Origin of the sequence: Streptomyces sp. MMG1121 (genome assembly GCF_001280015.1) — a bacterium.
Lineage (GTDB): Bacteria > Actinomycetota > Actinomycetes > Streptomycetales > Streptomycetaceae > Streptomyces.
In genome coordinates, this window is record NZ_LGDV01000240.1 from 1 (window position 1) to 25,463 (window position 25,463).

Here is a 25,463-nt window from a genome sequence, read left to right on the forward strand (position 1 = left end):
AGCATCCATGGCACCGCCCTTCCGCAGCGGTGACAGCGTAGGCACTCCGGGCCACGGTCGGCCCGGAGGCCAGACGGACGTGGGCTGGTAAGTCCCCCCATTGGCCGGGGCATGTCTGCACCTCCATGTTGTCGCCGTTGGCAGCCGGACGCTTGTCATGCGGAGCACCTGGAGCGAGAAACCGGGGCTGTGGGGGCGCTCGACGCGTGGTGTCAGGCGAGGTCTGCGGGGTGGGCCCCGGCAAGGCGGTCCCCCGAGCCCCGAACGGGTCGTACCCGATGGCCGGTCGGCAGAGCCATCGGGCACTCGCTGGGCCTGCGCGCTGGTCCCGGAGTCGTCCGGCCGGGTCCGCAGAGCGGGTGTGTTCCGCAGGAGGTTGTCGAATCCCAGCGGGGGCGTCCGAGAAATTCAGAGAGGTCATTCGTCACGCGGTCGTAGCGGTCGTAGCGGTTGTCGCCGTGCAGCCGTGCAGCCGTGCAGCCGTGCAGCCGTGCAGCCGTGCAGTCGTGCAACCGTGCAGTCGTGCAGTCGTGCAGCCGTGCAGCCGTGCCATGGTGGCGATGTGCTCGTCGACGACCTCTGCGACCGAACCGCCTGATCCTGCTCGCTTTGCGGGTGGCTTTTCGCCGACCGTGGCCACGCCCGGTGCTCGGTACTCGTCGGGGCTGGTGGTCTGGCTGTCTGCCTGCCTGTTTCAGTGACGCTCGTCCTGACTTCTTCCTGGTCCGCGCGATGTGCATGGACGGTTCATGTGATGGGCGTGCTGTGAGGATTCCCTCCGGCGTCGGTGCCGCGCATCGGGGGCGGTCGACCGCATCGGCATGGGACAGTGGCTGTGACCGCGGTGCATTTCGGCGCATGAGCCCGGTTTTGCGAGCGGAGCATGCCGTGCTCCGTGGAAGGCCTGCAAGGCGTGATGAGCCGATGTCAAACAGTGGGGCGGTGAGTCTGCGGCCACCCCTCTGGGGGTTGCGGTGCCCGCGGTTCACGCCCACTGCCCCCTCTCCGTTGCCCGGCATGGCGGACCGTGGCCGCCCGCCGCGTCGACTGCGGCTGCCGGCGGCGGCAATGGTCGAGCACCTCTGCGGTTCCGGGGCGCCACTTGAAGGTGGCCGGCCTGGGGTCACGTACCCGTCCGCGATCACGTTCCGCACCGGCTGTGCCGAGTGTGCCCATCGCGTCGGCTGCGCGACGGCACTGCGTGGTCCCCAGGATGGGCTGCCCGGCATGGCGAAGTTCCGTACACCTGCGACGCTGTCTGGCTCCGGACTCTTTGACGCACAGATCTTTGCTTTAGGTCGCGCGGAGTGCTAATCTCAATCTAAAGCACAAATCCGTGCATTAATGTGCGTGGGTTCGTGCTTCCCGACAGGTGCCCCGACCTTCCGAAAGCGGAAGCGCCCTCCCTCCTCGCGGCAGGAGAAGCGAACATGTCGTCGACCCAGCCTCTGCTTCAGCCCTACCGGATGCGTGACCTCGCCCTGGCCAACCGAGTGGTCATGGCTCCGATGACACGCTCACGCGCCCGTAATCGCGAACTGCTGCCCACCGAGCTGCACGCCCAGTACTACGCGCAGCGGGCCTCCGCCGGCCTGATCATCTCCGAGGGCGTGTGGATCAGCCCCGACGCGGTCGGCTGGCACGATGTGCCGGGCCTGTTCACCGACGAGCAGGTCGCTCACTGGAAACCGGTGACAGACGCGGTCCACAACGCAGGCGGTGTCATTTTCGCTCAGCTCTGGCACACCGGATCCGCCTCGCACCCGGACTTCTTCGAGGGCCGCGCGCCCCTCGCCCCTTCGGCCGTCAACCCGGGGCTGCGCGCCCCGACAGCGACCGGCCGCAAGCCCACCGTGCAGCCCCTGGCCATGTCGGAACACGACATCCGCCGCACGATCACCGACTTTGCGACGGCCGCTGACAACGCCTTGGCGGCAGGATTCGACGGTGTCCAGCTCCAGGCGGGCTTCAACTACCTGATCAGCCAGTTCCTGAACCCCCGCACCAATGTGCGTACCGACGACTACGGCGGCCCGATCGAGAACCGCGCCCGGTTCCTCTTCGAGATCATCGAAGCTGTCGGCAAGGCGGTCGACCTGCGGCGCGTCGGGGTGAAGGCCGGGCCTGCCTGGTCCGAGAGGGGAGAATTCGTCGCCGGAGCCGACGCGCTGGCCGACAGCGAGTACGTGATCGGACGCCTCAACGACTACGACCTGTCGCACCTGCTGCTCATGGGGATGATGGCGGATCCAACCGGAGGACCGCTCCAGGAATTGGCCGGCGACGAGATGTTCCGGCACTTCCGGAAGATCTATCAGGGGACCGTCATCGCGAACGTCGAGATCGACCAGGACCGGGGCAACGCACTTCTGGGTGCTGACCTGGTGGATCTCGTCGCCTACGGTCAGGCGTTCATCGCCAACCCGGACCTGCCGGCCCGCCTCGCCTCTCACGCACCGCTCGTCCGTCCGAAGCCGGAACTCTTCTACGGCCCCGATGCCGCCGGCTACACCGACTACGCTCCGCTGCGGGGGTGAAGCAGACAGGAGACGGGGCTCCGGGGGAGACGGCCTTCACCGGCCAACCCGGCTCGCAGAAGCACATCGGACGGCGCCATGGCCTACGCCGAGCGCGATACGTGCAACGGCCACGGGCGGCGCCCTACCGAACCGATCGTTGCGCCGGGTGCGGCGCCGCGGACCTTCTTGGTCTCGGGCTGGTCGAGGCGGCTGGTACCGAGGGGCCTGCGCGATGGTTGCCCCTTGATCAGAGGTCGGCCACCGACAGCGGGCGCACGCCCCGGGCTGCTCCCTACGTTCCCGGACCACATCGGGCCGGCGCCACTCGCCGGGGGGGGCCACAGGCGGGGCGGCTACCTCTTCGGAGCGGCCATTTTGGCGCCGCTCCAGTCCTTCGCGACGCTGACGGACTTGGTCGGGGAGAGGTCGGCGGTCTGGGCGGCTTCCTGAAGGTCACGAGCACACCCGCCCGGCGGGATCGGCAGCTGCCGAGGCAGCCCGCCGTCTGGAGGACTTCGGGCAGCGAGCGCGCTTCCGGGGCATCGTCGTCCTCGACGACCGCCGACTCCGGCGGATCACGGCCCGAGCGGAGTGGCCGGGAGCGCCTCGGCCCGCTCCGTGTGCGTGATGACGTGACTGTGCTGCACGCGATGCGCCGGTCTGATGAGATTCGTGGTCCTGCGGAGCTTCTGCCGCCGTCGACCGAGGTGTCCGACGAGCAGCACACCGACATGGCGGCGTTCGACGTTCACGAGTGACGAGAACCCCTACGCCAGGGGATTGCAGCACGAGGGGTGCGGTGCGAGATCCCCCGGCCCGGTGAATGTGACCGGGCGGCGTTCGCCGAGGAGAATCGCCGCATGCGGATTCTCATCATCACCGCCGGTTCGCGAGGAGACGTTGCACCTTTTACGGGCCTGGGGCGACGCCTGCTGGACGCGGGTCATCCGGTCGCCGTGGCCGCCCACTCGCCCTTGGCCTCGCTCGTCGGCGGACGCGGTCTCGACTACCGGCCTCTACCGGGAGACCCTCAGGAACTGATCCGAGCCAGGTCTCAGGCGGCGTCACCGGAGGAGGCTCGGGCGGTGACGACGGCGTACGTGGACGAGCTCGCCGACGGGGTGGCGGCGGCCGTGGCGGGCGGATTCGACCTGGTGCTCACCGCCTTTGGCCCGGCGCCACTCAGCCAGACGGCCGGCGACGCGTTCGGTGTCCCCGTCATCGGCACCTACCTCCAACCGGCGTTCGCCACCAGACAGTTCCCGTTGCCCGGCGCGTCGGGTGCCGACGACTTGGGGCCGCAGGGCAATCTCGCCGCGGGCCGGGCAGTGCTGAGGCAGGCGCAAGGGCTCTACGCAGGCGCTGTGACCCGGCTGCGCGCCCGCCTCGGGCTGCCGGCCAACGCGCCATCGGCAGCGGGGAACATCCGGCCGGTCTTCCACGGCTTCAGCCCGCTGGTCGTGCCGCGCCCTGCGGACTGGCCCTCCCCGGTCGAGGTTGCGGGCTATTGGTGGCCCACCTGGCCGGACGGCTGGCAACCCCCGTCCGATCTGGTCGACTTCCTCCAGGCCGGTCCGCCCCCGGTGTTCATCGGGTTCGGCAGCATAGCGCCGGGCCAGGGGGAACGGCTGAGTGAGCTGGTGGCCGCGGCGGTCAAGCGGGCAGGCGTACGCGCGGTGGTGCAGGCGGGGTGGGCCGAACTGAGCGGCTGCGGCGCCGATGTCCTGGCCATCGGCGACCTCCCGCACGACTGGCTGTTCCCTCACACGGCCGCCGTCGTCCACCACGCCGGGGCGGGTACCGCCGCAGCCGGGCTGCGGGCCGGAGTACCTGCCCTGCCGGTACCCGTCATGGCCGACCAGCCGTTCTGGGCCTCTCGGCTGCACCAGCTGGGAGTTGCTCCCCAGCCTCTGCCGTTCCAGGACCTGACCGCCGAAGCGCTCGGCGCCGCGATCAAGGACTGTGTGACCGAGCCGGCCCACCGCCGTCGTGCGGCCGAACTCGCCCACCACCTTGCCGCGGAGGACGGCGCCGCTACGGTGCTCGCCCGCATCGGCGCAGGCTGTGAGGGGTGAACCCGAGAAATGCTCCATCGCTGTCTGCTGTCGAGGCCGTCCGAGGCACTCTGGCCTGCCCGCTAACGCCGAATTCGACGAACCATCCGAACGCCGCCAGCCTCCCGCCGCCTCCCCAAGCGGTGGGTAAACGCTGCCCGTAGTTGTGGACCCAGCCACGTGACAGCCGGCCGGCGGACTGCCTTTGTATGGGGCAGCCGACGGTAGTGGATACTGGCCTGAATTCCGGCACGGACGAGGAGCGATGTCAGTGACCAGCGACAATCGGATAGGGCCGCCCAGTTTTGGCAGCGAACGGGACATGCTGCGGGCTTTCCTCGACTACCACCGTGCGACCCTCGCCATGAAGTGCGAAGGGCTTACCGACGAGGAACTGCGGCAGCAGTCGATGCCGCCGTCGACGCTTTCGCTGCTCGGTCTGGTGCGGCACATGGCGGAGGTGGAGCGTGCTTGGTTCCGCCGGGTGTTCGAGGACAACGATGCGCCCATGGTCTGGTCCGACAAGATCGACTTCCAGGCGGCGTACGATGCTCGCCTGTCAACCAGGGGCGAAGCGTTCCTGGCCTGGGAGACCGAGGTCGAGAACTCGCGCCGCATCGAGCGGGAGGCCGAGTCCCTGGACGCGGCCGGGCACCAGCCGAGATGGGGCGAGGATGTGTCGCTGCGCATGGTGATGGTGCACGTGCTTTTGGAGTACGGCCGGCACAACGGGCACGCGGACTTTCTGCGTGAGGGCGTCGACGGGACCGTGGGCGCCTGAGCCCGCAGCGGCCATGGATCTGCACATGCTGATCCATTCCGGGAAATCGGCTGCCCGCACGGGAGGTGGGGGTCCGACGTCGGCGTGTGAAGCCAGAGTTGGACTCCCGCGCGACCGCACGCTACATGATGACCGACGACCTATTGGACGTGTGGGTCGTGGACTCCACGCCGGTCGAGTGCGGACGGTCCCGTGAACCCTCTGGAGCCGTTCACGATGTGCCGAGAGCCCGTCGGGCAGGCCAGGAGGGGCACGATCACGAGCCGCTGGTTGTCCAGAAGCTCCTCCATACGCCTCCATGCGAACGTCGATTTCGAGGCACATCGAGATCGTTCCTCAAGACACCGCAGCGATGCTCACTTCTAATCGGCGGGGCTGATCGCGTCCCGCTACGAGCAGGGCTCGGTCATGCTGACCTCGAACCTGCCCTTCGGACGCCGGGGAGAGACCTCCTCCGACCACGCTGTCGCAGCCGCCATGATCGACCGCCTCGTCCGCCACGCCGAGGTCCTCGCCCTGACCGGGCGACTCCTACCGCACCTGCCAACGACGCGAACTCCCCACCGAGGAGAACCGCACACACCGCGACTGAACCAACCCCAGGGTCAAATCCGAGGGAGCAGCGCGTGCTCAGTTCTGCGGGAGCATGGACAGGGGTCGCGGTCGACGAGTTTACGAACCCTCGGTGAACGCGGTGGTGTGGTCGGCAGCCCACTGGTGAAACGTTCGCGGTGCCGTGCCGAGGATGTCGGCCACCGCGGTGGTGATGTACGCGGGCTTTCCGACCGCCGCGTTCCACGCGGCGAGCAGCATGTCGACGACAGAGCTGGGCGCCGTACCCTCCGACAGGCTTCGGAACTCGTCCGGCGTCATCTCCTCGAATGCGATCCGACGCCCCAGGGCGTCACCGATGACGTCCACCTGCGCGGCTTGGGTCAGTGATTCGGGGCCTGTGAGGACGTAGTCGCCTCCGACGTAGCCGTCCTGACAGAGCGTCCGCGCCGCGACGGCTGCGACGTCCCGGTCGTCGACCGGTGCGGTCTCGGCGGCGCCGAAAGGCCACCGGACGACCTCGCCGGCCCGGATCGCGGGCGCCCACCAGGCCAGCGAGTTCGACGCGAGCATCCCCGGCCGGATGATCGTCGACTCGAGTCCGGTGGCCGCGATGAACCGCTCGATGTCGGCGTGCATCGCCGCCATGGGATTGGGCTGCTGGAAGAAGGGGTGCGGCGTCTGATGCGGGGAGGAGAGGAAGACGACCCGCCGCACCTGGGCCGCCAGCCGCTCGACGACTGCCGCGGCGGTCTGGGGAGGGGCGGTCCAGACGAGGAAGACCGCACTGGCGCCGGCCAACGCGGGGTCGAGCGACTCGGGCACAGTGAGGTCTCCGGTGAAGACCTCGACCTTCGCCGGCAGCGTCGCCGCTGCCTCGGAGCGATGGGTGAGGGCGCGCACGGGCACGCCCGCGTCGAGGAGTTGGTCGATGACGACGCGGCCGATCCGGCCCGTCGCCCCGGTCACGAGCACGGGAGGAATGTCTGTCTGATTCATGGCACCATTGAAACGTTACTCGGTTAAAAATGCAACTCGGTTACGAATGTTACGCTGGTCAGGTGAGCGAGCCGACGGGACTGCGGGCCCGCAAGAAGGAGCGGACGCGCGACGTCATCGGCGACGCGGCCGTCTCGCTGTTCCTTGAGCGTGGCTTCGACCGCGTCTCGGTCAACGACATCGCAGCGGCGGCCGAGATCTCCAAGCCGACCCTCTTCCGGTATTTCCCCACCAAGGAAGACCTGGTGCTGCACCGGTTCGCGGACCACCAGGGCGAGGCCGCACGCGTCGTACGCGATCGCAGGTCCGGCATCAAGCCGGTGACGGCGCTGCACCGGCACTTCCGGGCTGGCCTCGATCGGTACGACCCCGTCACCGGCCTCAACGATCATCCCGAGGTGGTGGCGTTCCATCGGCTGGTGTTCACCACACCGAGCCTGGCGGGACGGCTCACGCGGTACCAGCTCGAGGACGAGGAGGCACTGGCGGACGCCCTCGGCGAAGGCATTCAGGCACGCCTGCGAGCCGCCCAGGTACTCGCGGTCCAACGGGTACTCGCCCGGACCAACTGGCAGAGGATCGCCGACGGTCGAACCGCCCACGACGTCCACCCCGAGGCCGTAGCCGATGCCGACCAGGCATTCAACCAGCTGCGGTGACAGGCGACGCTCCCGGCCGAAGAAGACTCCGCGACAGCCATATGGAACACCTCGCAGAAGCAGGGCGGTCAGTTGACGGGCAATTCGTTGTTCTCCCGTCGGGAGGCTGTGCCGAGCAACGTACGTGCGGCGTCTTCCAGTGATCCGAGCAGTGGGTTGGGGTCGTCAGCGCGCGTGACGAGCACGACCTCGCAGGGATCGATGTCGATGACGGGCACCAGGGCGATGTCCTCGCGCACAGCAGCGCGTCGATCGCCGGCAGGGAAGATCGCGACACAGTGGCCGGTGGCGATGAGTTCCAGCTTGTCCTCGTAGCTGTCATCGGTTGCGGGCGGGGGTGGTGCCGGGCGGTCGTCGACCGGCTTGGGCGTGCTCCAGACAACCGGGGTGCTGACGCAGGCCACCAGTTCCTCGTCCGCCAGAGCCCGCAGGCTGACGGCTTTCTCGTGCGCCAGACGATGACCTGCCGACGTGACGAGTACCCGCGATTCCTCATGGAGCTTGGTCACCCGGAAGCCGTCCGTGGGGAAGGGCAGGGGCCTGTAGGCGACGAGGGCGTCGACCCGCCCCTCGGCGAGGGCGCGCGTGTCCCGCCAGTCGAGGTGCCGGGTGCGGACCTGGCCGTCGGGGTGTCGCCGGCGCAGTTCCTGCACACAGGCGGTGATGACGAGTCCTTCGGCGCAGCCGACGGTGACGGCACGGGGCTGGACGGCGGCTCTGGCCGCGCGAGCGGCCTGCTCGGCCTCTTGGAGCAGTATCCGGGCCCTGGGAAGGAATGCCTGACCGGCTGCGGTGAGGCTGCTGCCCTGTGGCGAGCGGTCGAAGAGCCGGACACCGAGCTGCGCCTCCAGTCGCTGGATCTGGCGGCTCAGCGACGGCTGCGCCAGGTGCAGCCTGGTGGCGGCCCGGCCGAAGTTGCCGTACTCCGCCACGACCGTGAAATAGCGCACGAGCCGCAGATCGACGTCCATTCGCTCAGGGTACGTCGCGCATCGTCATACGCCTGGGACATGACGGCATACGGAACAGGTCTTGGACAGGGTGTGCGGGTGGGTATTTGGCTTGAGGGCATGACCACTTATGACGGCAAGAACATCGTGATCACGGGCGGAAGCAGCGGTATTGGCCTGGCTACGGCCCGGTTGTTCGCGGACGGTGGGGCGCACGTACTGATCACCGGCCGCACCCGATCCACCCTGGACGCCGCGCTGGAGCAGTTGGGGGACAAGGCGATCGCCGTCCGCAGCGACGTCGCGTCTTTGAAGGACATCAAGGCGCTGGCCGGCACGGTCCAGGAGCGGTTCGGCGCGGTGGACGCGCTGTTCGTCAACGCCGGCGTCACCGCGTCCGCGCCGTTCGACTCGACGACGGAGGAGATGTACGACGCGCTGTTCGGCATCAACGCCAAGGGCCCGTACTTCACCGTGCAGGCGTTGGCGCCGCTGTTGCGCGAGGGAAGCGGCGTGGTCCTCACCACGTCGGTGGTGAACGTCCTGGGCCTCGACGCGCTCAGTGTCTACTCGGCGAGCAAGGCAGCCCTGCGGTCGATGACGCGCACCCTGGCCCGCGAGCTGCTGCCCCGGAAGGTGCGTGTCAATGCCGTGAGTCCCGGTCCGATCGACACGGGCATCCTGGACCGCTCCCTGGCCGCCGACGTCGTCGAGACGATGAAGGACACCTACCGGAGCACCAATCCGATGCAACGGCTGGGGTCGTCCGAGGAGGTGGCCGCAGCGGTGGCGTACTTGGCGTTCGGCGCGACCTTCTCGACGGGAACGGAGTTCCCTGTCGACGGAGGGGCTTCGCAGCTCTAGGTGCTCTGACCGCATGGGCTCGCTGGGTCGTTCGCGCCGCGGTGGCGAGGGGGTGTTCGCTCCAGCGGATGCTCTTCTCGCTGCCGATGCGGGCGCGTTCCTTGCGTACGGCGGCCGGGACGCCCGGGTGGCGGGCGTTGGCTCGCCCGCCACGGGATCACCTTCCGACGAACTGCGGGTGAACCCAGGCTGCCCCCGCCCCACGGTCGACGAGGCCCTGCGACGGCTGATCCCGGCCGCCGAGGGCCTCTGACCCCCGACCGGGGTCACGCCTGGACTTCCTCCAGGGACGAGATCCCCGGCGGTGGGTCCGCTGCCGTCGGCTTGACGGCGAGGTCCTGACCGATGTCGTCGAGGGTGAGCCCGACGGGTTCGCGCACGAGGAAGGTGGTCGCGATGCCGGCCAGGAAGCAGCATGCGGCGATCAGCGTCACGATCCGGATACCGGGGCCGGCCAGGATGAGCGGGACGATGAGCGCTCCGGTGAAGGCGCCGACCTTCGCTCTCCCGGAGGAAATGCCGTGGAGGGTGCTGCGCACCCGGGTCGGGTAGGACTCCGCCGCGAGGAGCATGGTCGTGTAGTTCGGTCCGAACATGCTCCCGAACAGGGACATCCCGAAGGTGATGGCGAACGGCACGACCGTCGCGCTGAGGCCGGGGACGGCGGTGATGAGCAGCATCGCGAGAGCGCACAGCCCGAAGCCGACGGCCTGCTGGGTCCGTCGCTGCAACCTGTCGAGCGCGACCACACCGAGGATGCCGCCGATGAGGCTGAAGCAGACGACGAGCACGGCGTTCAAGGCGATGTTCGGCACCGTGGTGGCGTTCGGGACGATGTTCTTGATGAGGAGTGGTTGGCTGACGTTGATGCCGTAGACGGCGACGTTGTAGAAGAACCAGCTGCCCGCGGTGCCGGCAAGAGTGATCAGGACTCTGCGCTTCGCCAGTGCGCCGGTCCCCGTACGGGGCTTGTGCACCGCATCGGGCGCCGTGACCGCGGTGACCGGCCGCTGCGCGAAGGACTCGAAGTCCTTGACTGCTTGCGCGGGATCCCCGTTGTGGGCCGTCCAGCGCGGGGATTCCGGCATGTGGCGACGCTGCTGGAGCACCAGGAGCGAAGGGAGGACACCGACACCGAGGATCAGGCGCCAGGCGATGTGGTCCGGGACCCCGACCGCCAGCACGAGCAGGCTGACGAGGTAGGCAGAGACGTCGTGCTCGACATGGCGGGCGCCACCATCGACGAGGGCCTCCAGGTCTACCGCGTCCTCGAAGAGACGGTGATCACCCATGGAGGCACGCCTTCTGCCGCCGACATCGCGCGCTGGCACGGCTCCGCCAAGCACGAGGCACTGCGCGCGCTGCTCACGCCGGTCGGCGGTGCTCCGCTCAGTGACGAGGTCCTGACCCCGATCGTCGCCGATTTCCGGGCCCGGCTCGTATCCGCCTACGCGGCACACCCCCCGCGGCCGTTGCCCGGAGTCCCCGAAGCCCTTGCCGACTTGCGAGCCGCCGGCGTCAAGGTCGCACTCAACACCGGCTTCGACCGTGACGTCGTGGACTCGCTGCTGTCCGCGCTCGGCTGGGAGGGCGATTCGGTCGCGGACACCGTCGTCTGCGGCAGCGACGTGCCCGCCGGTCGCCCTGCTCCCTTCATGATCTTCACCGCCATACAGCGGCTGGGCGTCACCGACGTCCGCCGTGTGCTGGTCGCGGGCGACACCCCGCGCGATCTTGCCGAAGAGCAAGAGGCCGGGACGGCCGCCGACGTGGGTCAGGCGGCAGCTGATCGACGGCATACGGTACCGGGTCCGCACCGGCATCCCGTGGCGAGCTCCGTGTCCCGCGTCTCGGGCCGGGCGGGCCGCGCACCCGACCCGATCGGATGCGCGCCGACAAAGCGTAGGCGTCCTGGAAGAACTGCGCCTGCCTGCGGCGGCGCGGGACCCGCTGCACCATCCCGGACAGGGCCGATTCGCAACGGTCCCGTCCGGTCAAGCTGTTCGGTGCGTGGACGTTGATTGACGCTCCGGTCGGTACGCGGCTACGTTCTGCCGTATGCAGCGGCGGAAGATCCTCACGACTCGCGGTCACATCGACCACATGCGGGTGTGTTCTGCTGCGTGTCGCCCCTGTTGAGAGCCGTTTCGCCTCCAGTGGCATCTGTCCGCGCCTGACAGCCTCACGGGCTGTGCGCGGTAGCTCCTTGCCGTAGTCGTCATTTCTCACCGCGCATGCCCGGTCGGGTGTGCGCCTTCCTCGCATGCCCGGGACCGCGCCGATCGGTTCGGCTTCGGGCTGCCAGAAACGGACACCTGATGCGTCACAACTCCCTGCCCGCGCGGGTCCTGATCGCTGCGGCCACCACTGTTGTCACGGGCCTGGTGCCCCTGGCCGGCACCGCATCCGCAGCCCCGGACAGCAAGCCGCTGCCGCCGGTGACGGTCCTTGCCGACAAGGGCGCAGCGAGCCGCGGGGACATCTTCGTCTCGCCGAACTCGGCGAACAGCGCCTACTCCAGCGGCGTGGAGATCCTGAGCGGCAACGGTAGGCGTGTCGTGTGGTCTCACAAGGTGCCGGCCGGGCAGCAGGCGGCGGACTTCCGTGCCCAGACCTATCGGGGCAGGCCGGTGCTGACCTGGTGGCAGGGCACGGGGCTCGGTTCCCTCGCGAGTGGGGTGAACTACATCTATGACAACCGGTATCAGAAGATCGCCGAGGTCCGTGCCGGGAACGGGTACACCGCCGACGGGCACGAGTTCCTGATCACCGGTCGTGGCACGGCGCTCATCCTGGCGTACAAGCAGGAGACCGCCGATCTGACGGGCATCGGAGGCTCCGCACATCAGGCGGTCATCGACGGCGTGGTGCAGGAGATAGACATCCGCACGGGCCGGGTCCTGTTCCAGTGGAAGGCGGCCGATCACGTGCCCTACGCGCAGAGCGAACAGCCGTTGCCGTCGTCGCCGAACAATCCGTGGGACTGGTTCCACATCAACGCGGTGAAGCCCGACACCGATGGTGACCTGCTCATCGATGCCCGCAACACGTGGACCACGTACAAGGTCGATCGGCACGGCGGCACCGTGTTGTGGCAGCTCGGTGGCAAGGCCGGCACGTTCAAGGAGCAGGCCGCGTCCGGCCAGTACCTGAACACCGCCGGGACGGTCTTCTCGTGGCAGCACGATCCCGAACCGCTCGGCGGCGGCCTGTACAGCTGGTTCGACAACGAGTCGGCGGGGGCCGCGAACACGGGGACCGGGGCGGTGCAGGAGCTTCCGTTCAGCCGGGTCGTCACCGTCCGCGTGGACGAGAAGACGCGTACGGCGACACTGGTGAAGTCGGTGAACCAGCCGGATTACCTCAGCGCGTCCTCGCAAGGCAACGCGCAGCCGCTCCGCCGGGGAGGAGCGTTCGTCGGATGGGGGTCGCTTCCGTACTTCTCCGAGTTCAATGCCTCGGGGAAGGCCGTGTTCAAGGCCCGGTTCCCCACAGGCGTGAACAGCTATCGCGCCTACCGGTTCCCCTGGAAGTAGTCCGGTTTCGAAGGGCGCAGCAGTCTCCCGAAGGCCGACCGTGACCACCTGTCGTTCGTGCACGGCGGCGTGGTCGAGGTCGCCACGCACGCCCTGAGCGGTGAGGCCACCCGCACATCGCGTACGGGCCGCTTGCTGCAGGCCGACGCCTGTGGCGAGCGGCCCATCCGTGCCATTCGCTCGTGTGAGGCGGCGTGCGCCTGCGCGCCCGGGCCCGTCTGCTCAGCCGTCTGTCGACGTGCTGACCGAGCTGGTCCAAGCGCAGGGCGACACCACCGGGTCCGTCGTTGTCCACGAGTGGGCGGAGATCCTGGAGCGGCACTTGGCGCCCCGGCTGCCCGACCCCGACGACGCAGCCGAGCAGCCTGGCCTCGACCGCCGCCCGACCTCACCACAAGGCAGACTGCACGCCCGCGATCCGGCCGGAGCAGGGCCGGGGTGCGGGTGGCTCGCCGGCCGGTGGTGCAGCGGGCCGACGCTCGCAGATCAGACGCTGGGCCGGCGCAGCTCCCCATCCTTAACGTTCGTCATCAACCCGTTCATGGCAGGCCGCCCCATGAACGCGGAGCGCAAGACCGACGCGACGTTCCGGCGAGCGGGCACCCGCGTCCTGCCCAAGGCCGAAGGCAACGCGTCCCGCTCCTCCTGCCGGGCAGGCTGGCAGCGCTTGACCTTCTTCCGCATCAGCGGTCTGGCCGCGGCCGGCGTCGGCGGCTACCACGCCCTCGCCCCCGTCACCCGCGAAGGCTGGCTGCGCACACGGTACTCGGGCGAGCTGGACGACGACGGCTGCCTCACCACGACCGGCTGCAAGAAGGAGCTCCACATCACCTCCCGCGGCAAGTCCGTCGCCCCCGGCCCGCCGTTGAACTGGTGCGCCAACACCCCCTGGTCTCCCAGGTGATACTGGTCGGCGACGCCCGCCCGTACGACGCGCCCCTCCTCGCCCCCGGGGCATCGTCCACTGGGGCCAGATGAACGGCAAACACCGTCCCCGCCCGAGTTCACCGCCGACGAGCCCGAGTTGCAGGCTGTCCGATCGACGACGCCGACCGCCTCGTCCCCCGCCCCGCGTCCATCGGCCGCTTCATCGGCCGCCCTCTCCGATCCACGGAGGAGGCCGGTCATCTCGCCCCCTCCATGAAGCTCCGGCGCACGCGGATCCTCGCGGACTTCAGCCAAGAGGCGGAAGGGCCGTACGACGGGGTGCGAGCGGGATCCCGGCCCCGTCGGCTGGGTCTTATCGCCGTTAACACGCCTTTTGTGGGCGGCACTTGGTAGGTCCTTTGCTGTGAAATCCCGGAAGCCGGGTGGCAACAACACGTATTGACTGCACACTGACAACCACGGGCGCACGTTTCCCCTCACTGGTGGCCGCCAGTTACGTCTGCACCGCGAGTCCCGCGAGAAGGAGCAGCATGTCTGCCACGATCCGCCTCACCGCAGCCACAGCCGTAGCGGCCGCCGTCCTGTCCGCGCTGGCCACCTCCCCCGCGGCCGCCGCCGCGCCGGCGCTGCGCATGACCCCGGTCAGCGGTCACATCAGCAGCCACCAACTGGTCGGTGGCATCAGGAACAGCACCAGCTCCAACTGGGCCGGCTACGCCGCGACCGGTACGACGTTCACCAGCGTCTCCGCGAACTGGGTGCAGCCGGCGGTCAGCTGCACCAGATCGACCACGTACTCGTCCTTCTGGATAGGCATCGACGGCGACGGCAGCAACTCCGTGGAGCAGACGGGCACCGAGGCGGACTGCTCCAGCGGCCGGGCGGTCTACTCGTCCTGGTACGAGATGTACCCGGCGTACCCCGTCAACTACAGCAACTCGGTCAGCGCCGGTGACCACTTCACCTCCACGATCACCCGCAGCGGCACCAAGTACACGCTCACCCTCACGGACACCACCAAGGGGTGGACGAAGACCACGACCAAGACGCAGAGCGGCCTGTCCAACGCGTCCGCCGAGGTCATAGCCGAGGCGCCGTCCAGCTCTTCCGGCGTGCTCCCGCTGTCGAACTTCGGCACCGCGAGCTTCACCAACGCCACCGCCAACGGCCAGGCGATCGGCAACTACTCGCCCGACGAGATCAACATGGCCTCGGGCAGCACCACCAAGGCCACCACCTCCTCGTTGAGTGGCGGGGAGAACTTCTCGGTCACCTACAACCACAGCTGAGCCACGGCTCGCTTCGGCGGGGCGGTCCCGGGCGCCACGGCGTCCCGGGGCCGCCCCGTCTTCCGGTCGTGGACCCGATCCCGGCCGTGATGTGCGTGTCTGTCTCTGTGTTGTGCAGGAGAGATCTGACGCGGGAGACGTTCGGTCCTCAGTAGCGACCTCCTCGTCGTACAGAGCCTTGCCGGGTTCCATCGGTACTTGCCCTTGTAGGCGTTCCTGCGAGGCGCCGGCCGGACGTGGCTCACCACGACTTTCCCGGCCACAGCCCCCAGACGCATCGAAGCGCTCCTGAACTCTCCGGGAAGCCCGACCATTCCCACCGCTCAGCGAGCCGGGCAGTCCGGAGCCTTCAGCTGATCAGCACTTCCGGGACAAGGGGGAGACCATCGGCCGGGGCCAGTCAGAACTCTGGGTTGACCTTCACCCTGGGGGAGGCCACAGCATCAGTGGGGCCGGGCGACGTGCCCGGCATGAGGAGGAACAAGCATGGGGTTGCTGACCATCGGGGCGTTCGCGAAGGCGTCCCGGCTGTCGCCGAAGGCGCTGCGTCTGTACGACGAGCTCGGCCTGCTGACCCCTGCTCGCGTCGACCCGGTCACCGGATACCGCCTCTACGCACCGGAACAACTGGACCAGGCCCGACTGGTCGCCTGGCTCCGCCGCCTGGGAATGCCCCTGGCCCGCATCCAGCACGTCCACACGCTGAATGCAATCGGGGCAGCCCAGGAGGTCCGCGCGTTCTGGGCCCAGGTCGAGGCCGACACCGCCGCACGGCGGGACCTGGCCACCTTCCTCATCGACCACCTGTCACGGAAGGACCCTGCCATGTCCCCGACCGCCAAGCCCCTCGCAATCCGCTACGCCGCCCTGTCCGACACGGGCCTGGTCCGCGAGAGCAACCAGGACACCGCCTACGCCGGGTCCCGCCTGCTCGCCGTCGCCGACGGCTGCGGCAGTCAAGGAGCCCTCGCGAGCGCGGCAGCCGTCGACGCACTCAAGCACCTCGAAACCGACAACATCCCGGCAGGCGATCTCCTCAACGTCCTCGAAGACGCCATCGAACAGGCCAAACAGGCAGTCAACGGCGTCGGCGGACCGGCCTCATCGCCCGAAGAGGCCGGCACCACACTCACCGCGATGCTCTGGACCGGCTCACAGCTGGCCCTCGTCCACATCGGCGACTGCCGCGTCTACCTCCTGCGCGACGGAGAGCTGTTCCAGATCACCCACGATCACACCATGGTGCAGTCGATGGTCGACGAAGGACGTATCAGCCGCGAGGAGGCCGCCTCCCACCCCCAGCGCTCGCTGTTGGTCCGGGCCCTGGGCCACGGAGCCGATGGCACCCCCGACATGCGCCTGCACGACGCCCAGCGGGAAGACCGCTATCTGCTCTGTTCCGACGGCCTGTCGACCGTCGTACCGACCGAAGAGATCCACCGGGTGCTCTCCGGGATCGGTGAGCCCAAGCAGGTGGTGCGCGAACTCATCGGCCTCGCCAACGGCTCCGGCGGCCCCGACAACATCAGCTGCGTGGTCGCCGACGTCCTGGAGCTCCAGCAGTAGGAGCCAGCGGCATGCACGTCGAGTTGCAACGGATCCGCTCTTGTGAACTCGACCGCGAGGCGGAGTGCAGGACCTTCAGCAGACCGGGCGCGCGTTGGGCGAGCAGGTGGGTGACTGCGCTGGTGTAGGCGTGGGCGGTGGACTCGCTGATCCCGAACCCGGCGGCGATCTTCGCCAGGGTGGTGTGCTCGCGCAGGTACACCAGTGCCACCATCGCGCGCTGGGACGGCCGGAGCTTGCAGCGTCGGTCGCCCTCACGGGTGACGATGAGCATGGTGACCCATTCCACGAGCGCATGCGGCAGGTCGAGTGCGGCAGGATAGATGACCAACGAGGCCCTTGAGCAGCGTGGTTGAGACGTCAGACATCTCGATCAACAGCCCGGGGGCCTCGCTCGTTGCGCTTGGCGGGCGTCACCTGATCGGGGCCCGGCTCGAAGAAGCTCAGTCAAGCGACACCAAGCACGAGCACCGCGTTCTGTCCGCCGAATCCGAACGAGGTGGATATCGCTAGTTCGAACGTCGCCTGGCGAGGGCGTCCCGTGACTATGTCTAGTTCCCGGCCGGGCTCCTGGCGGGTGAGGTTGGCCGTCGGCGGTACCTCCTGCCTCTCAAGGGCAACGACGGTCAGTGCGGCTTCGATGGCCCCCGCAGCGCCCAGCGCATGCCCGATGATGCTCTTGCCCGCAGTCACGGCCGGGGGGATGCCGTTGAAGACCTTCAGCAGCACCAGCGCCTCGGCGGCGTCGCCCAACCGGGTCGAGGTGCCGTGGGCGCTGACATGCCCGATGTCACCAGGTTTGCAGCCCGCGTCGTCCAGTGCTTGCCGCACCGCTTGCTCGGCCCCTGCTCCGCCGGGGTCCGGCGCTACGGGGTGATAAGCGTCCGCGGACGCACCGTAGCCACGCAGCACGGCGCGCGGCCGTGCGCCTCGCTTCCGGGCATGGGCAAGCCGCTCCAGGACCAGGACCGCCGCTCCTTCGCCCAGGACGAATCCGTCGCGTTCGCAGTCGAAAGGGCGGCAAGCGAGTTGGGGCTGTCCGGTGCGGGTGGACAGGGCCCGCATCTGGGTGAAGCAGGCGGAGGTCATCCGGGATCCGGCCTCGGCGCCACCGGCCAGGACAACGTCGCACGCGCCGCCGCGCAGTATGTCGCGGGCTACTCCCAGGGCCGTCGTCCCGGAAGCGCAAGCGCTGGAGACGGTGAAGTTCGGGCCCCGAGCCCCGACGTCGATCGCGATCTGCCCCGCGATCATGCTCGGGATGCTGCGGGGCAGGGCAAGGGGAGAGACCGCTCCGGGCCTGCCTTGGTCCAGCAGGACGAACTCCCGGGTGTAGGTTCGCAGACTGTTCGAACCTACACCCAACACCACGCCAATGCGCTGGGGAGGTCCTTGTGAGACGTCCAGCTTGGCGTCGGCCACCGCCCGGCGGGCCGCTGCGAGCCCGAGGTGGGCAAACCGGTCCAGACGGTTGGCGAGTCGGGGGCCGAATTCCGCCGACGGGTCAAAGTCCGGAACGCTGCAGGCGATGTCTACGGGAAGGCCCTCCAGGGCGGGGTCCTTGCGAGCTAGCGACTGCCCTTTCGTCAGGGTCTTCCAGATGCTCGCCGGATCGCTGCCGGCCGGAGTGAGCAGGCCCAGGCCAGTGACCACGACCTCACCGCGCCGCCGCATGAGCCCCTCCACCGTGGCCACCGCTGCGGTGGCGATGCGATTCCTCGCGCTGCCTCCGGAGTTCTTCCAGGCGCTGGCCTTGGTCGCGCAGCCTCTCCAGGTGCCGTCCGACTCGTTCCCGAGCTTCTTCTCCTGCTGGCCCCAAGTCCCCGCGGTCCATGATGTATAAGGCTTGAAGCAGCGGCATGAGAACATTGTCGTGGTGTACGACGAGGTCGTAGATGCCGGCCACCGCTATGCGCGCCGCTCGGCCGCGGAAGCCGGGGATTCCGTGCCCGGGCATCCGGAAGTTACAGATGACATCTGCGAAGGCGCGGACCATGTGATTAGGTGTCAATTCTAGGGCGTGGGCGCAGATGTTCCGGTAGAAGAGCATGTGCAGGTTTTCGTCGGCGGCAATGCGGTTCATCAGCCGTGTTCCCTGCGCCTCGCCGCACATGCGGCCCGCGTTGCGGTGTGCCTCGCGGGTGGCCAGTTCCTGGACAGTCACATAGGCCAGCGCGTGGGCCACACTTGGCATGCCGCTGTCGTAGCCGTTGCTGACGTGGCTCATCCTGGCGCGCTCCAACGCCACCGGGTCCAGGCCGCGCACTGCATGCAGATATGCGCGTAGCGCGTCCGAGTGCCGACCTTCCTCCGCTGTCCAACGGTGCACCCAGGTTCCCCAGGCGGTCTCCCGGCCGAAGCGCGAGGCGATCTCGAAGTGGTAGCTGGGCAGGTTGTCCTCGGTCAGCAGGTTAATCAGAAGGGCGTCTCGCACTGTGGGCGGAAGCGGGGACTGTTCGGGCCTCCAGGGTTCGCCGTCCAGTGGGCCGTCAAAGTCTTGTGCCGAGCTCCAGGGGATGTATTGGTGTGGAAACCACTCACGGGACGTGGCAATGTGCCGGTCGACTTGACGGGCAACAGCAGGCTCCAGTTCCGAGAGCAGATCGACGTGCTCTTGGGCATGAGGCATCTACGCGTCGCTTCCTGTCTCCTGTCGCGACCCCGGCCACTGAGCGGGGGCCGAGTGCAGTGCAGAGGTGAGCAGCGCGGCCACCGCTGACAGGGGGTCGGAAGGGGTGACCAGCTCAAAGTCTTCGAGCAAGCGTTTCCCTGTCTGATTTTCTAGCGCGACGATCAGCTCCAGCAATCCGAGCGAGTCGAGACCCAGCTGTTCGAGTGTGGCGTCGGGTCGCAACCGCTCTTCCTCGATGGAAAATTGCTCCGCGAGAAACGCGACGAGGCTTTCCTCAGTGAATTCATGCCGTTCCATTTTCTCCGGCCCTCATTTCCGAGCTCCTGTGCGGATGATGTATTTTGATGACTTACTCCCTCCGCTCTGTTGCAGCGCCGAAGAACCGCTTGGCCACCCACTGCGCGTAAGAGACATTGCACTCATTGAGTTCGAAGGAGGGAAGGCTTCCGACTAGGTAGGTGTTCTGCCGCCCCTGGTTCTTTTCGATTCGCTCGTAGATGCCATCGGCGATATCACTTCCGCTGAAGTGCGGCATGCGTGACCAGTGGCGGTGGTTGCGCACCTCGAGGAGGCGTCCGCCGATCCTTTCGATCTCATTGCGCAGCAACTCCACGGATTCCGCTGGACCCAGAGACTTGCTGCCGTAGGAGTAGCAAACAGTCCAGTCCGTGTCGGCGTATTGGCTGCGCCATGCGACCAACTGACCAGGAGGCACAGGGTTTTGCAGGGGTTCCCCGATGATGAAAGTCCCTGGTCTGGGGAGCCCCGAGACACGGCACATCGTCGTGCAGTAGTCGAGCCTGCGTACCCGCGCGGCGATCTCACGTTCGTCCTCGCTAGCGTCCAGCAGCGGCAAAGCCTGGTCGACGGGGATGGTGATGACCAGGTCATCGGCAGTCACTGAGCCTGCGCTGGTGTGGATACGGATACACGGACCGCTCCGGTCGACCGAGAGGACCTCGACGCCGCACCGGACGTCACTGAGGTCTGCCGCCATGCGGTCCCACAGTTGCCAGAACCCCCCGGTAACGGTGAATGGAGCCCGGTGGCCGAACGGACCCGGACTGCTGGTGAAATAATAGGCGGCCACCTTGGCGAAATAGAGGGCCGGCAGGGCGTCATCCAGTGCCCCGAACCCCCCAGCGGTGAAACAGGCCCCCACCGTTTCGAACAGACCGTCGAGGCCCCTTTCGGCCAGCCAGTCACGCGCCGACATTGACAGTGCGCCTGAATGATGCAGTCCCGGCTCCCCGATACGTGGGAACTCGTACCGCTGGAATTCGGCGTATCGCGCCAAGAGGGCGTGCTGCTCACCGACAACTGCCATGCGGACTGCCGATTTGCTGCCTCGGTTGTATTTAAATACCGGAGACGGTTCCGTGGTCAGCCCGTAATCGCGGATCAATGCTCCGACTCGGCGGTACCCATTGCCGCAAATTCGGCCACAGATGTCATAGAATCTGCCATCGATGACTTCCGTGGCGCAGGGACCCCCAACGGTCCCGCTCACCTCCAGGACAATTGCGTGATGCCCTACGCTCTCCACCTCGCGGGCAAATGAAAGACCGGCAGCGCCGCCACCCAGGACAGCAATCGTCCGACCATTTCCGACGCTTTCATTCGAGGACATGACGCCATCCCTTTTAACCCGTTTCCATTCCGAAGTCATCACCCGAAGAGGTTGGCGTTGATCATATAATCCTGAATGCGTTCATGCCCCATGGGTAATACGGAGAGCCTAGGGGATTTTGCGGCAGGCTTCACAGGTGTCTCACTCGAATGAGTGATACTGTATGCAGACCCTGTGATCCGATAGCGAGAGCGCCTAACATGGCTGATCGTTGCGCGACACAGATCCTTCACGGCTTTTCTCCTTGCGGTATTTCTGCACCTTCAGGTGGCCGCCAATGGCAAAGAAACCCCTGCCTCACGACGACACGGCTCTCGTCCTGGAGCTCGAACCAATCGCCGGGCGGGCGCTCGATGCCCACCTCAAAAGTGCCGAGGAGTGGTATCCGCATCAGTATGTCCCCTGGAGTAAGGGGACCAATTTTGACGGAGTTTTGGGAGGGGAGCCCTGGGATCCTGAGCGGCGGGTGATCACCCAGGCGGCACGGGACGGCCTGCTGCACAACTTGCTCAGCGAGGAGAATCTTCCCGCTTACCATCGGGTAGTTTCTGAAGTGTTCGGGGAAGATGGCGCCTGGGGGGCTTGGATCAACCGTTGGACGGCAGAGGAAGGGCGCCACGGAATGGCCATCCGTGACTATTTGATGGTCACCCGCGCGGCTGACCCTGTGGCCTTGGAGGATGCCCGCCGTGAACACGTCCAGCGAGGCTACGGAATTGATTATCATGGAGATTTCCTCGGCTCCCTGATCTATGTGACGTTACAGGAACTGGCCACACGTGTTTCCTACAGGAACATCAGGAAGGTGTGCGGCGACAGCGCCTGCGAAGCCCTCATGCATCGCATCGCACAGGACGAGAACCGGCATATGTTGTTCTACCGGACAGTCCTGGACTCGGCCATGGAAATCGAACCGGACCGTGTCGTGAGTGCCTGCGCCGAAGTAATCGCCACGTTTCGCTCCCCAGGCCATGGAGCGCCCGGATTCGGGCAGCTGGCTCTCTCCATGATGCGTTCCGGGATCTACACACCGGCATGCCACCACTACGAGGTTGTGGTTCCGCTGATGCGATTTCTGCGGGTGTTCGACATGCCAAGCCTCCGGAGTGATGGTGAATCCTCCCGTGAGAAGCTCGCAGGCATCATGGAGAAGTCCGAACTGCGGGCCCGTAGGTTCGCCTCAGCGGGGTGAACACAGGCTCCCGTGGATTACATGACGGCAGGGGTTGTTGAGTTGCCCTGGACAAGCGAGGTACGGGCCCGGCTAGCCGGAACGGCGGTCTACCTGCCCGAGCGATGGGTCAGCATGGAGGAACGCGAAGCGGAGATTGCCGCCGCCAGCGGCTCCTTTCGCCCGCCGGCAGGTCTGGTAACGCGGCTCACCGGCGTCAAGGGCGTCTACATGGCCGCCCGGAACGAGCAGCCGTCCGACCTCGCCGCAAGCGCCGCGCGGACGGTTCTGACTGACACAGGAACACGACCATCAGACATCGATCTTGTCATCTTCGCAGCGTGTTCACAGGACATGACAGAGCCCGCTACAGCCCATATCGTGGCGGACAAACTTGGGGTGTCCTGCCCGGTCTTCGACGTGAAGAACGCGTGCAACAGTGTTCTCAACGCTCTTGAGCTCACTCAGGCGCTGATTTCCGGCCGCCAGTACCGGACGGTGCTGGTCACCTGCGGAGAGTTGCCCTCGGTCTCTGTGCGGTACCGGGTTCCCGACGCTGCCGCGTTCGCCAGGGCCTTCCCCTCCTACGGGTTTTCGGACGCCGGTGCGGCCATGCTGTTCACGGCAGGTGCGGCGGGGCCATCATCAGCGGGCATCCTGCGGTGCCGGTTTGCCGCCGATTCCTCGGTCTGGCCAGCGGCGACCGTCCGCTACGGCGGGGCTGCCTCGGTGCGAGATCCCGACGAAGAAGACCGGTACTTCCGGATGGAAGGCACACGCCTGCAAGCCAGCCTGCGCGCCCAAGGACCATTGCTGCACGCTTGGCTGGAGGAGTGGGGCCTAACACTGACGGACTTCGCCTTCATCGGAGTCCACCAAGTGGCCTTCAGCGACATCGAGGCGCTGTGCGCCGAAGCGGGAGTTCCTCGTGACCGATTCGTGGTGACACTGCCCGACCACGGCAACGTCGCCGCTGCTTCCCTTCCTCTCCAACTGTTCCATGCCGTGGAGACAGGCAAGGCCAAGCAAGGCGATCTCATCGCTCTCACTGGTGCCGCGGCGGGCAGCAGTGGCGGCCTGGCGGTCATGCGGCTGTGAGTGCGTGTTCCGCGAGAATTCACCGAATTTCAGGTTGAGTTGAACTGAGCCCTTTTCAAGCTGGCGGCGCTGACCTCGAGTTGGACTGTCCTGCACAACGACGAAGCTCCTGGTAGACGAGTTCTCGACCAGGATCACCCGTGTCCGTCAGGAGCTTCGCGTGCTTGCCTACCCGTCCTTGATTGATCTGTCCAGCCGCACCTTGCGGTTCCTGACCGGGCAACTGACAGCCCGGCAGCAGGAGATCGGAACGCGGTGGCGGCGCCTTCCTGCCGGACGTCAGGCCCTGCTCGCCCTGGCCCACCTGCGGTGCGGTGACACTTACGCCCAGCTCGCCGCCGGGTTCGGCATCGGGATCGCGGCCGCGTACCGCTACATACGTGAAGCCGTCGAGGCCCTGGCCGCCCTCGCGCCGTCCCTGGACGAGGCGATGACGACGATCCGGGCGAAGGCGTTCGTCATCCTCGACGGCACCTTGCTGCCGATCGACCGCATCGCCGCCGACGCCCCGTACTACTCCGGGAAACATAAACGCCACGGCATGAACGTCCAGGTCCTCACCGATCCCTTCGGACGACTGCTCTGGGCCTCGCCGGCTCTGCCCGGCTCGACTCACGACCTGACCGCCGCGCGGCAGCACGGGATCACCGAAGCCCTCGCCCATGCGGGGCTCAAATGTTGGGCGGCCAAGGCGTATCAAGGCGCCGGCGGATCCGTCCGGGTTCCGTTTCGGGGCCGCCGCCTCAAGCGATGGAAGGGTCGCCACAACATCACCCACGGCAAGATCCGCTGCCTCGGCGAGCGGGCCATGGCCGCCATCAAGGGCTGGCGCCCCCTGCGCAAGCTCCGCTGCAGCACCAACCGAATCACCGACGTGATGAAGGCCGTCCTCGTCCTTCACCACGCATCAGAGTGAGGTTGGAAAAGGCTCAGTGGTTGTTCGATCGTGCGGAAAGCCGGGACCCATTCACGGAGCTTTTCTATCTGCCGGGGGCGGAGCCCGGATCACTGACTCTTGGGGTGGTGCTCTGCGTGCAGCGGGCCGGCGATCATTTGCTCACGCGCCCCGTCTTCCTGGCCGCCGATGTCATGGATGACGTCTATCACCGGCTGCCGAGGGAAGCCTGGGCCATCTTCTGATCCGGGACGACTGGGTACGAACACCCGTCCGTCCGGCGATCAGGCACGAAGCCAGATGATCAGGGTTGCGGCAGTGACGGTACCGAGGAACACGTAGCCGCGTTTGTCATAGCGGGTAGCCACGGCCCGCGAGTTCTTCAGCTTATTGACGGCGCGTTCGACGGTGTTGCGCTTCTTGTACCGGTCCTCGTCGAAGCCTGGCGGCCGTCCACCACGTGAGCCCTTGCGCAGGCGGGCGGCCTGGCTGTCCGCCTTTTCCGGGATGGTGTGCCGGATTCCTCGGCGTCGAAGGTACTGACGGCAGGGGCCGTTGCTGTAGGCCTTATCGGCGGCGACGCTGTCCGGCTTCTTGCGGGGCCTGCCCGGTCCGAGGCGGGGAACTCGGATCTTCTCCAGTACCGACACGAACTGGGTGTAGTCCGCGCGTTGGCCGGGGGTGACGATCAGGGACGGCGGGCGGCAGCGTCCGTCGGCGCTCAGGTGGATCTTGCTGGTGAGGCCGCCCCGCGAGCGGCCCAGGCCCTCGCCTCCTGCACCACCTCCACCAGGCGGCCGACCAGGCTCTGCCACACGGTCTCGGCCTGGTGTTCTGTCACCTCGTCCCCCTTTGAAGCGGCGGGCGCGGGAGGGGGGTCGGTGCGGGCGCCCGCGGCGTGCTGGTGCGCGCGCACGCTGGTGGAGTCGACCGAGATGTCCCAGTCGATGTCGTCGGCCGCGTCCGCCACGGCCTGGACCTGCTGAAGAAGGCGTTCCCAGGTGCCGTCGCCGGACCACAGCCGGTGACGTTCGTAGACCGTTTTCCACGGCCCGAACCGCTCAGGGAGGTCTCGCCAGTGCACCCCGGTCCGTACCCGGTGCAGAATCCCGTCGATCACCTGCCGGTGGTCACGCCACCTGCCGCACCGACCGTTGCTCACCGGCAGGAATGGCCGCAGCCGTTCCCACTCGGCATCCGACAGATCACCACGCTCACCCCGCCCCATGCCGAGGCCAACGATTTGAACGCGACAGGGTCACATGATCGGCCGGACAGTTCCTAGTAGTGCTTCGTTAGGTTCTGGCTCCGGTTCTGCTTGTGGTGAGTGGGCGGCCGCAGGTGGTGCAGGTGCCGGTCCAGCACCTCTAACAGGTCCTG

24 protein-coding genes and 3 pseudogenes are annotated in these 25,463 nt (G+C 67.4%); 17 read left to right on the top strand and 10 right to left on the bottom strand.

Annotated elements, in window-relative coordinates:
• The first annotated feature begins 1,430 nt into the window (after nt 1–1,430).
• A complete protein-coding gene (locus ADK64_RS37455) occupies nt 1,431–2,537 on the top strand; it encodes an alkene reductase (protein WP_053666560.1) in 1,107 nt (368 codons plus the stop codon).
• Nucleotides 2,538–2,872: 335 nt separating this feature from the next.
• On the opposite strand, the gene ADK64_RS44325 is transcribed toward ADK64_RS37455, so the two are convergent.
• Nucleotides 2,873–3,016 carry a DUF3052 family protein gene (locus tag ADK64_RS44325; RefSeq protein WP_078993093.1) on the bottom strand — a complete coding sequence of 48 codons (144 nt, stop codon included), beginning with the start codon at nt 3,014–3,016 and terminating at the stop codon, nt 2,873–2,875.
• A gap of 135 nt (nt 3,017–3,151) precedes the next feature.
• Here ADK64_RS44325 and ADK64_RS45575 point away from each other — a divergent pair, with 135 nt between their 5' ends.
• From ADK64_RS45575 to ADK64_RS48115, 4 genes and pseudogenes are all read left to right on the top strand, one after another.
• A complete protein-coding gene (locus ADK64_RS45575; protein ID WP_324614491.1) occupies nt 3,152–3,277 on the top strand; it encodes a hypothetical protein in 126 nt (41 codons plus the stop codon).
• 102 nt (nt 3,278–3,379) lie between these two features.
• Entirely contained in the window at nt 3,380–4,594 is a 1,215-nt protein-coding gene (locus ADK64_RS37465; protein WP_053666562.1) for a glycosyltransferase, read from the top strand.
• A gap of 250 nt (nt 4,595–4,844) precedes the next feature.
• Nucleotides 4,845–5,354 (top strand): DinB family protein, encoded by a 510-nt coding sequence (locus tag ADK64_RS37470; protein ID WP_053666580.1) that lies wholly within the window; start codon nt 4,845–4,847, stop codon nt 5,352–5,354.
• Nucleotides 5,355–5,732: 378 nt separating this feature from the next.
• Nucleotides 5,733–5,867 (top strand): annotated as a pseudogene (locus ADK64_RS48115) (ATP-binding protein); the annotation flags it as partial.
• 159 nt (nt 5,868–6,026) lie between these two features.
• On the opposite strand, the gene ADK64_RS37475 reads toward ADK64_RS48115, so the two are convergent.
• Nucleotides 6,027–6,905 carry an SDR family oxidoreductase gene (locus ADK64_RS37475; RefSeq protein ID WP_053666563.1) on the bottom strand — a complete coding sequence of 293 codons (879 nt, stop codon included), beginning with the start codon at nt 6,903–6,905 and terminating at the stop codon, nt 6,027–6,029.
• Nucleotides 6,906–6,967: 62 nt separating this feature from the next.
• Here ADK64_RS37475 and ADK64_RS37480 point away from each other — a divergent pair, with 62 nt between their 5' ends.
• Nucleotides 6,968–7,564 (top strand): TetR/AcrR family transcriptional regulator, encoded by a 597-nt coding sequence (locus ADK64_RS37480; RefSeq protein ID WP_053666564.1) that lies wholly within the window; start codon nt 6,968–6,970, stop codon nt 7,562–7,564.
• 68 nt (nt 7,565–7,632) lie between these two features.
• On the opposite strand, the gene ADK64_RS37485 is transcribed toward ADK64_RS37480, so the two are convergent.
• On the bottom strand, nt 7,633–8,535 hold the full coding sequence (locus tag ADK64_RS37485) for a LysR family transcriptional regulator (RefSeq protein ID WP_053666565.1): 903 nt from the start codon (nt 8,533–8,535) through the stop codon (nt 7,633–7,635).
• A 99-nt stretch (nt 8,536–8,634) separates the two neighbouring features.
• Here ADK64_RS37485 and ADK64_RS37490 point away from each other — a divergent pair, with 99 nt between their 5' ends.
• Nucleotides 8,635–9,378, top strand: coding sequence for an SDR family oxidoreductase (locus ADK64_RS37490; RefSeq protein WP_053666566.1), 744 nt, complete (start codon nt 8,635–8,637; stop codon nt 9,376–9,378).
• Nucleotides 9,379–9,644: 266 nt separating this feature from the next.
• Here the strand turns inward: ADK64_RS37490 and ADK64_RS46390 are convergent, their stop codons facing one another.
• A complete protein-coding gene (locus ADK64_RS46390) occupies nt 9,645–10,670 on the bottom strand; it encodes an MFS transporter (RefSeq protein ID WP_199829819.1) in 1,026 nt (341 codons plus the stop codon).
• Here ADK64_RS46390 and ADK64_RS46395 point away from each other — a divergent pair.
• From ADK64_RS46395 to ADK64_RS37515, 6 genes and pseudogenes are all read left to right on the top strand, one after another.
• Nucleotides 10,602–11,138: pseudogene (locus ADK64_RS46395) on the top strand (HAD family hydrolase); the annotation flags it as partial. The gene ADK64_RS46390 and the pseudogene ADK64_RS46395 sit on opposite strands and share 69 nt — an antisense overlap.
• A complete protein-coding gene (locus tag ADK64_RS48120; RefSeq protein ID WP_234384886.1) occupies nt 11,080–11,403 on the top strand; it encodes a transposase in 324 nt (107 codons plus the stop codon). The pseudogene ADK64_RS46395 and the gene ADK64_RS48120, both read left to right, overlap by 59 nt.
• A gap of 293 nt (nt 11,404–11,696) precedes the next feature.
• The gene (locus ADK64_RS37500) at nt 11,697–12,914 is read left to right on the top strand and encodes an arylsulfotransferase family protein (protein ID WP_053666568.1); all 1,218 of its coding nucleotides are present in this window, start codon (nt 11,697–11,699) and stop codon (nt 12,912–12,914) included.
• A 238-nt stretch (nt 12,915–13,152) separates the two neighbouring features.
• Nucleotides 13,153–13,818, top strand: a complete 666-nt coding sequence (locus ADK64_RS46400; protein WP_159046444.1) for a hypothetical protein — start codon at nt 13,153–13,155, stop codon at nt 13,816–13,818.
• 514 nt (nt 13,819–14,332) lie between these two features.
• Complete coding sequence (locus tag ADK64_RS37510; RefSeq protein WP_053666570.1) at nt 14,333–15,091, top strand: G1 family glutamic endopeptidase; 759 nt, start codon at nt 14,333–14,335, stop codon at nt 15,089–15,091.
• Between the two features lie 486 nt (nt 15,092–15,577).
• Nucleotides 15,578–16,657, top strand: a complete 1,080-nt coding sequence (locus tag ADK64_RS37515; protein ID WP_053666571.1) for a protein phosphatase 2C domain-containing protein — start codon at nt 15,578–15,580, stop codon at nt 16,655–16,657.
• Between the two features lie 67 nt (nt 16,658–16,724).
• Here ADK64_RS37515 and ADK64_RS44335 read toward each other — a convergent pair.
• From ADK64_RS44335 to ADK64_RS37535, 5 genes and pseudogenes are all read right to left on the bottom strand, one after another.
• Nucleotides 16,725–16,988 (bottom strand): annotated as a pseudogene (locus ADK64_RS44335) (helix-turn-helix domain-containing protein); the annotation flags it as partial.
• A gap of 116 nt (nt 16,989–17,104) precedes the next feature.
• Complete coding sequence (locus tag ADK64_RS37520; RefSeq protein WP_053666581.1) at nt 17,105–18,331, bottom strand: beta-ketoacyl-[acyl-carrier-protein] synthase family protein; 1,227 nt, start codon at nt 18,329–18,331, stop codon at nt 17,105–17,107.
• Nucleotides 18,315–19,286: an acyl-ACP desaturase gene (locus tag ADK64_RS37525; RefSeq protein WP_053666572.1), complete on the bottom strand. Its 972-nt coding sequence runs from the start codon at nt 19,284–19,286 to the stop codon at nt 18,315–18,317. Before ADK64_RS37525 ends, ADK64_RS37520 begins: the two co-directional genes overlap by 17 nt.
• On the bottom strand, nt 19,287–19,586 hold the full coding sequence (locus tag ADK64_RS37530; protein ID WP_053666573.1) for a phosphopantetheine-binding protein: 300 nt from the start codon (nt 19,584–19,586) through the stop codon (nt 19,287–19,289). It abuts the gene before it with no gap.
• Nucleotides 19,587–19,638: 52 nt separating this feature from the next.
• A complete protein-coding gene (locus tag ADK64_RS37535) occupies nt 19,639–20,958 on the bottom strand; it encodes a flavin monoamine oxidase family protein (protein ID WP_078993092.1) in 1,320 nt (439 codons plus the stop codon).
• Nucleotides 20,959–21,196: 238 nt separating this feature from the next.
• On the opposite strand from ADK64_RS37535, the gene ADK64_RS37540 reads away from it, so the two are divergent.
• The 4 genes from ADK64_RS37540 to ADK64_RS37555 all read left to right on the top strand — a co-directional run bounded on the left by ADK64_RS37540 (nt 21,197) and on the right by ADK64_RS37555 (nt 24,328).
• Nucleotides 21,197–22,111 (top strand): acyl-ACP desaturase, encoded by a 915-nt coding sequence (locus ADK64_RS37540; RefSeq protein ID WP_053666575.1) that lies wholly within the window; start codon nt 21,197–21,199, stop codon nt 22,109–22,111.
• A gap of 21 nt (nt 22,112–22,132) precedes the next feature.
• On the top strand, nt 22,133–23,188 hold the full coding sequence (locus ADK64_RS37545; protein ID WP_053666582.1) for a 3-oxoacyl-ACP synthase III family protein: 1,056 nt from the start codon (nt 22,133–22,135) through the stop codon (nt 23,186–23,188).
• Between the two features lie 160 nt (nt 23,189–23,348).
• Entirely contained in the window at nt 23,349–24,104 is a 756-nt protein-coding gene (locus tag ADK64_RS37550; protein WP_053666576.1) for an IS5/IS1182 family transposase, read from the top strand.
• A 2-nt stretch (nt 24,105–24,106) separates the two neighbouring features.
• Entirely contained in the window at nt 24,107–24,328 is a 222-nt protein-coding gene (locus tag ADK64_RS37555; RefSeq protein ID WP_159046447.1) for a hypothetical protein, read from the top strand.
• 39 nt (nt 24,329–24,367) lie between these two features.
• Here the strand turns inward: ADK64_RS37555 and ADK64_RS44340 are convergent.
• A protein-coding gene (locus ADK64_RS44340; protein ID WP_420713100.1) for an IS5 family transposase occupies nt 24,368–25,311 on the bottom strand; the annotation gives its coding sequence in 2 pieces (ribosomal slippage) (nt 24,368–24,919 and nt 24,922–25,311; 942 coding nt in all).
• Between the last annotated feature and the right edge of the window lie 152 nt (nt 25,312–25,463).

Excerpts from the sequence above, each read along its gene's own strand:
- ADK64_RS37530 (WP_053666573.1), bottom strand. The coding sequence starts at position 19,586 with ATGGAACGGCATGAATTCACTGAGGAAAGCCTCGTCGCGTTTCTCGCG.
- ADK64_RS46390 (WP_199829819.1), bottom strand. The coding sequence starts at position 10,670 with ATGGGTGATCACCGTCTCTTCGAGGACGCGGTAGACCTGGAGGCCCTC.
- ADK64_RS37510 (WP_053666570.1), top strand. The coding sequence starts at position 14,333 with ATGTCTGCCACGATCCGCCTCACCGCAGCCACAGCCGTAGCGGCCGCC.
- ADK64_RS37535 (WP_078993092.1), bottom strand. The coding sequence starts at position 20,958 with ATGACTTCGGAATGGAAACGGGTTAAAAGGGATGGCGTCATGTCCTCG.
- ADK64_RS37520 (WP_053666581.1), bottom strand. The coding sequence starts at position 18,331 with ATGCGGCGGCGCGGTGAGGTCGTGGTCACTGGCCTGGGCCTGCTCACT.
- ADK64_RS37475 (WP_053666563.1), bottom strand. The coding sequence starts at position 6,905 with ATGAATCAGACAGACATTCCTCCCGTGCTCGTGACCGGGGCGACGGGC.
- ADK64_RS37490 (WP_053666566.1), top strand. The coding sequence starts at position 8,635 with ATGACCACTTATGACGGCAAGAACATCGTGATCACGGGCGGAAGCAGC.
- ADK64_RS37540 (WP_053666575.1), top strand. The coding sequence starts at position 21,197 with ATGGCAAAGAAACCCCTGCCTCACGACGACACGGCTCTCGTCCTGGAG.
- ADK64_RS37525 (WP_053666572.1), bottom strand. The coding sequence starts at position 19,286 with ATGCCTCATGCCCAAGAGCACGTCGATCTGCTCTCGGAACTGGAGCCT.
- ADK64_RS37500 (WP_053666568.1), top strand. The coding sequence starts at position 11,697 with ATGCGTCACAACTCCCTGCCCGCGCGGGTCCTGATCGCTGCGGCCACC.
- ADK64_RS37515 (WP_053666571.1), top strand. The coding sequence starts at position 15,578 with ATGGGGTTGCTGACCATCGGGGCGTTCGCGAAGGCGTCCCGGCTGTCG.
- ADK64_RS37545 (WP_053666582.1), top strand. The coding sequence starts at position 22,133 with ATGACGGCAGGGGTTGTTGAGTTGCCCTGGACAAGCGAGGTACGGGCC.
- ADK64_RS37485 (WP_053666565.1), bottom strand. The coding sequence starts at position 8,535 with ATGGACGTCGATCTGCGGCTCGTGCGCTATTTCACGGTCGTGGCGGAG.
- ADK64_RS37465 (WP_053666562.1), top strand. The coding sequence starts at position 3,380 with ATGCGGATTCTCATCATCACCGCCGGTTCGCGAGGAGACGTTGCACCT.
- ADK64_RS37455 (WP_053666560.1), top strand. The coding sequence starts at position 1,431 with ATGTCGTCGACCCAGCCTCTGCTTCAGCCCTACCGGATGCGTGACCTC.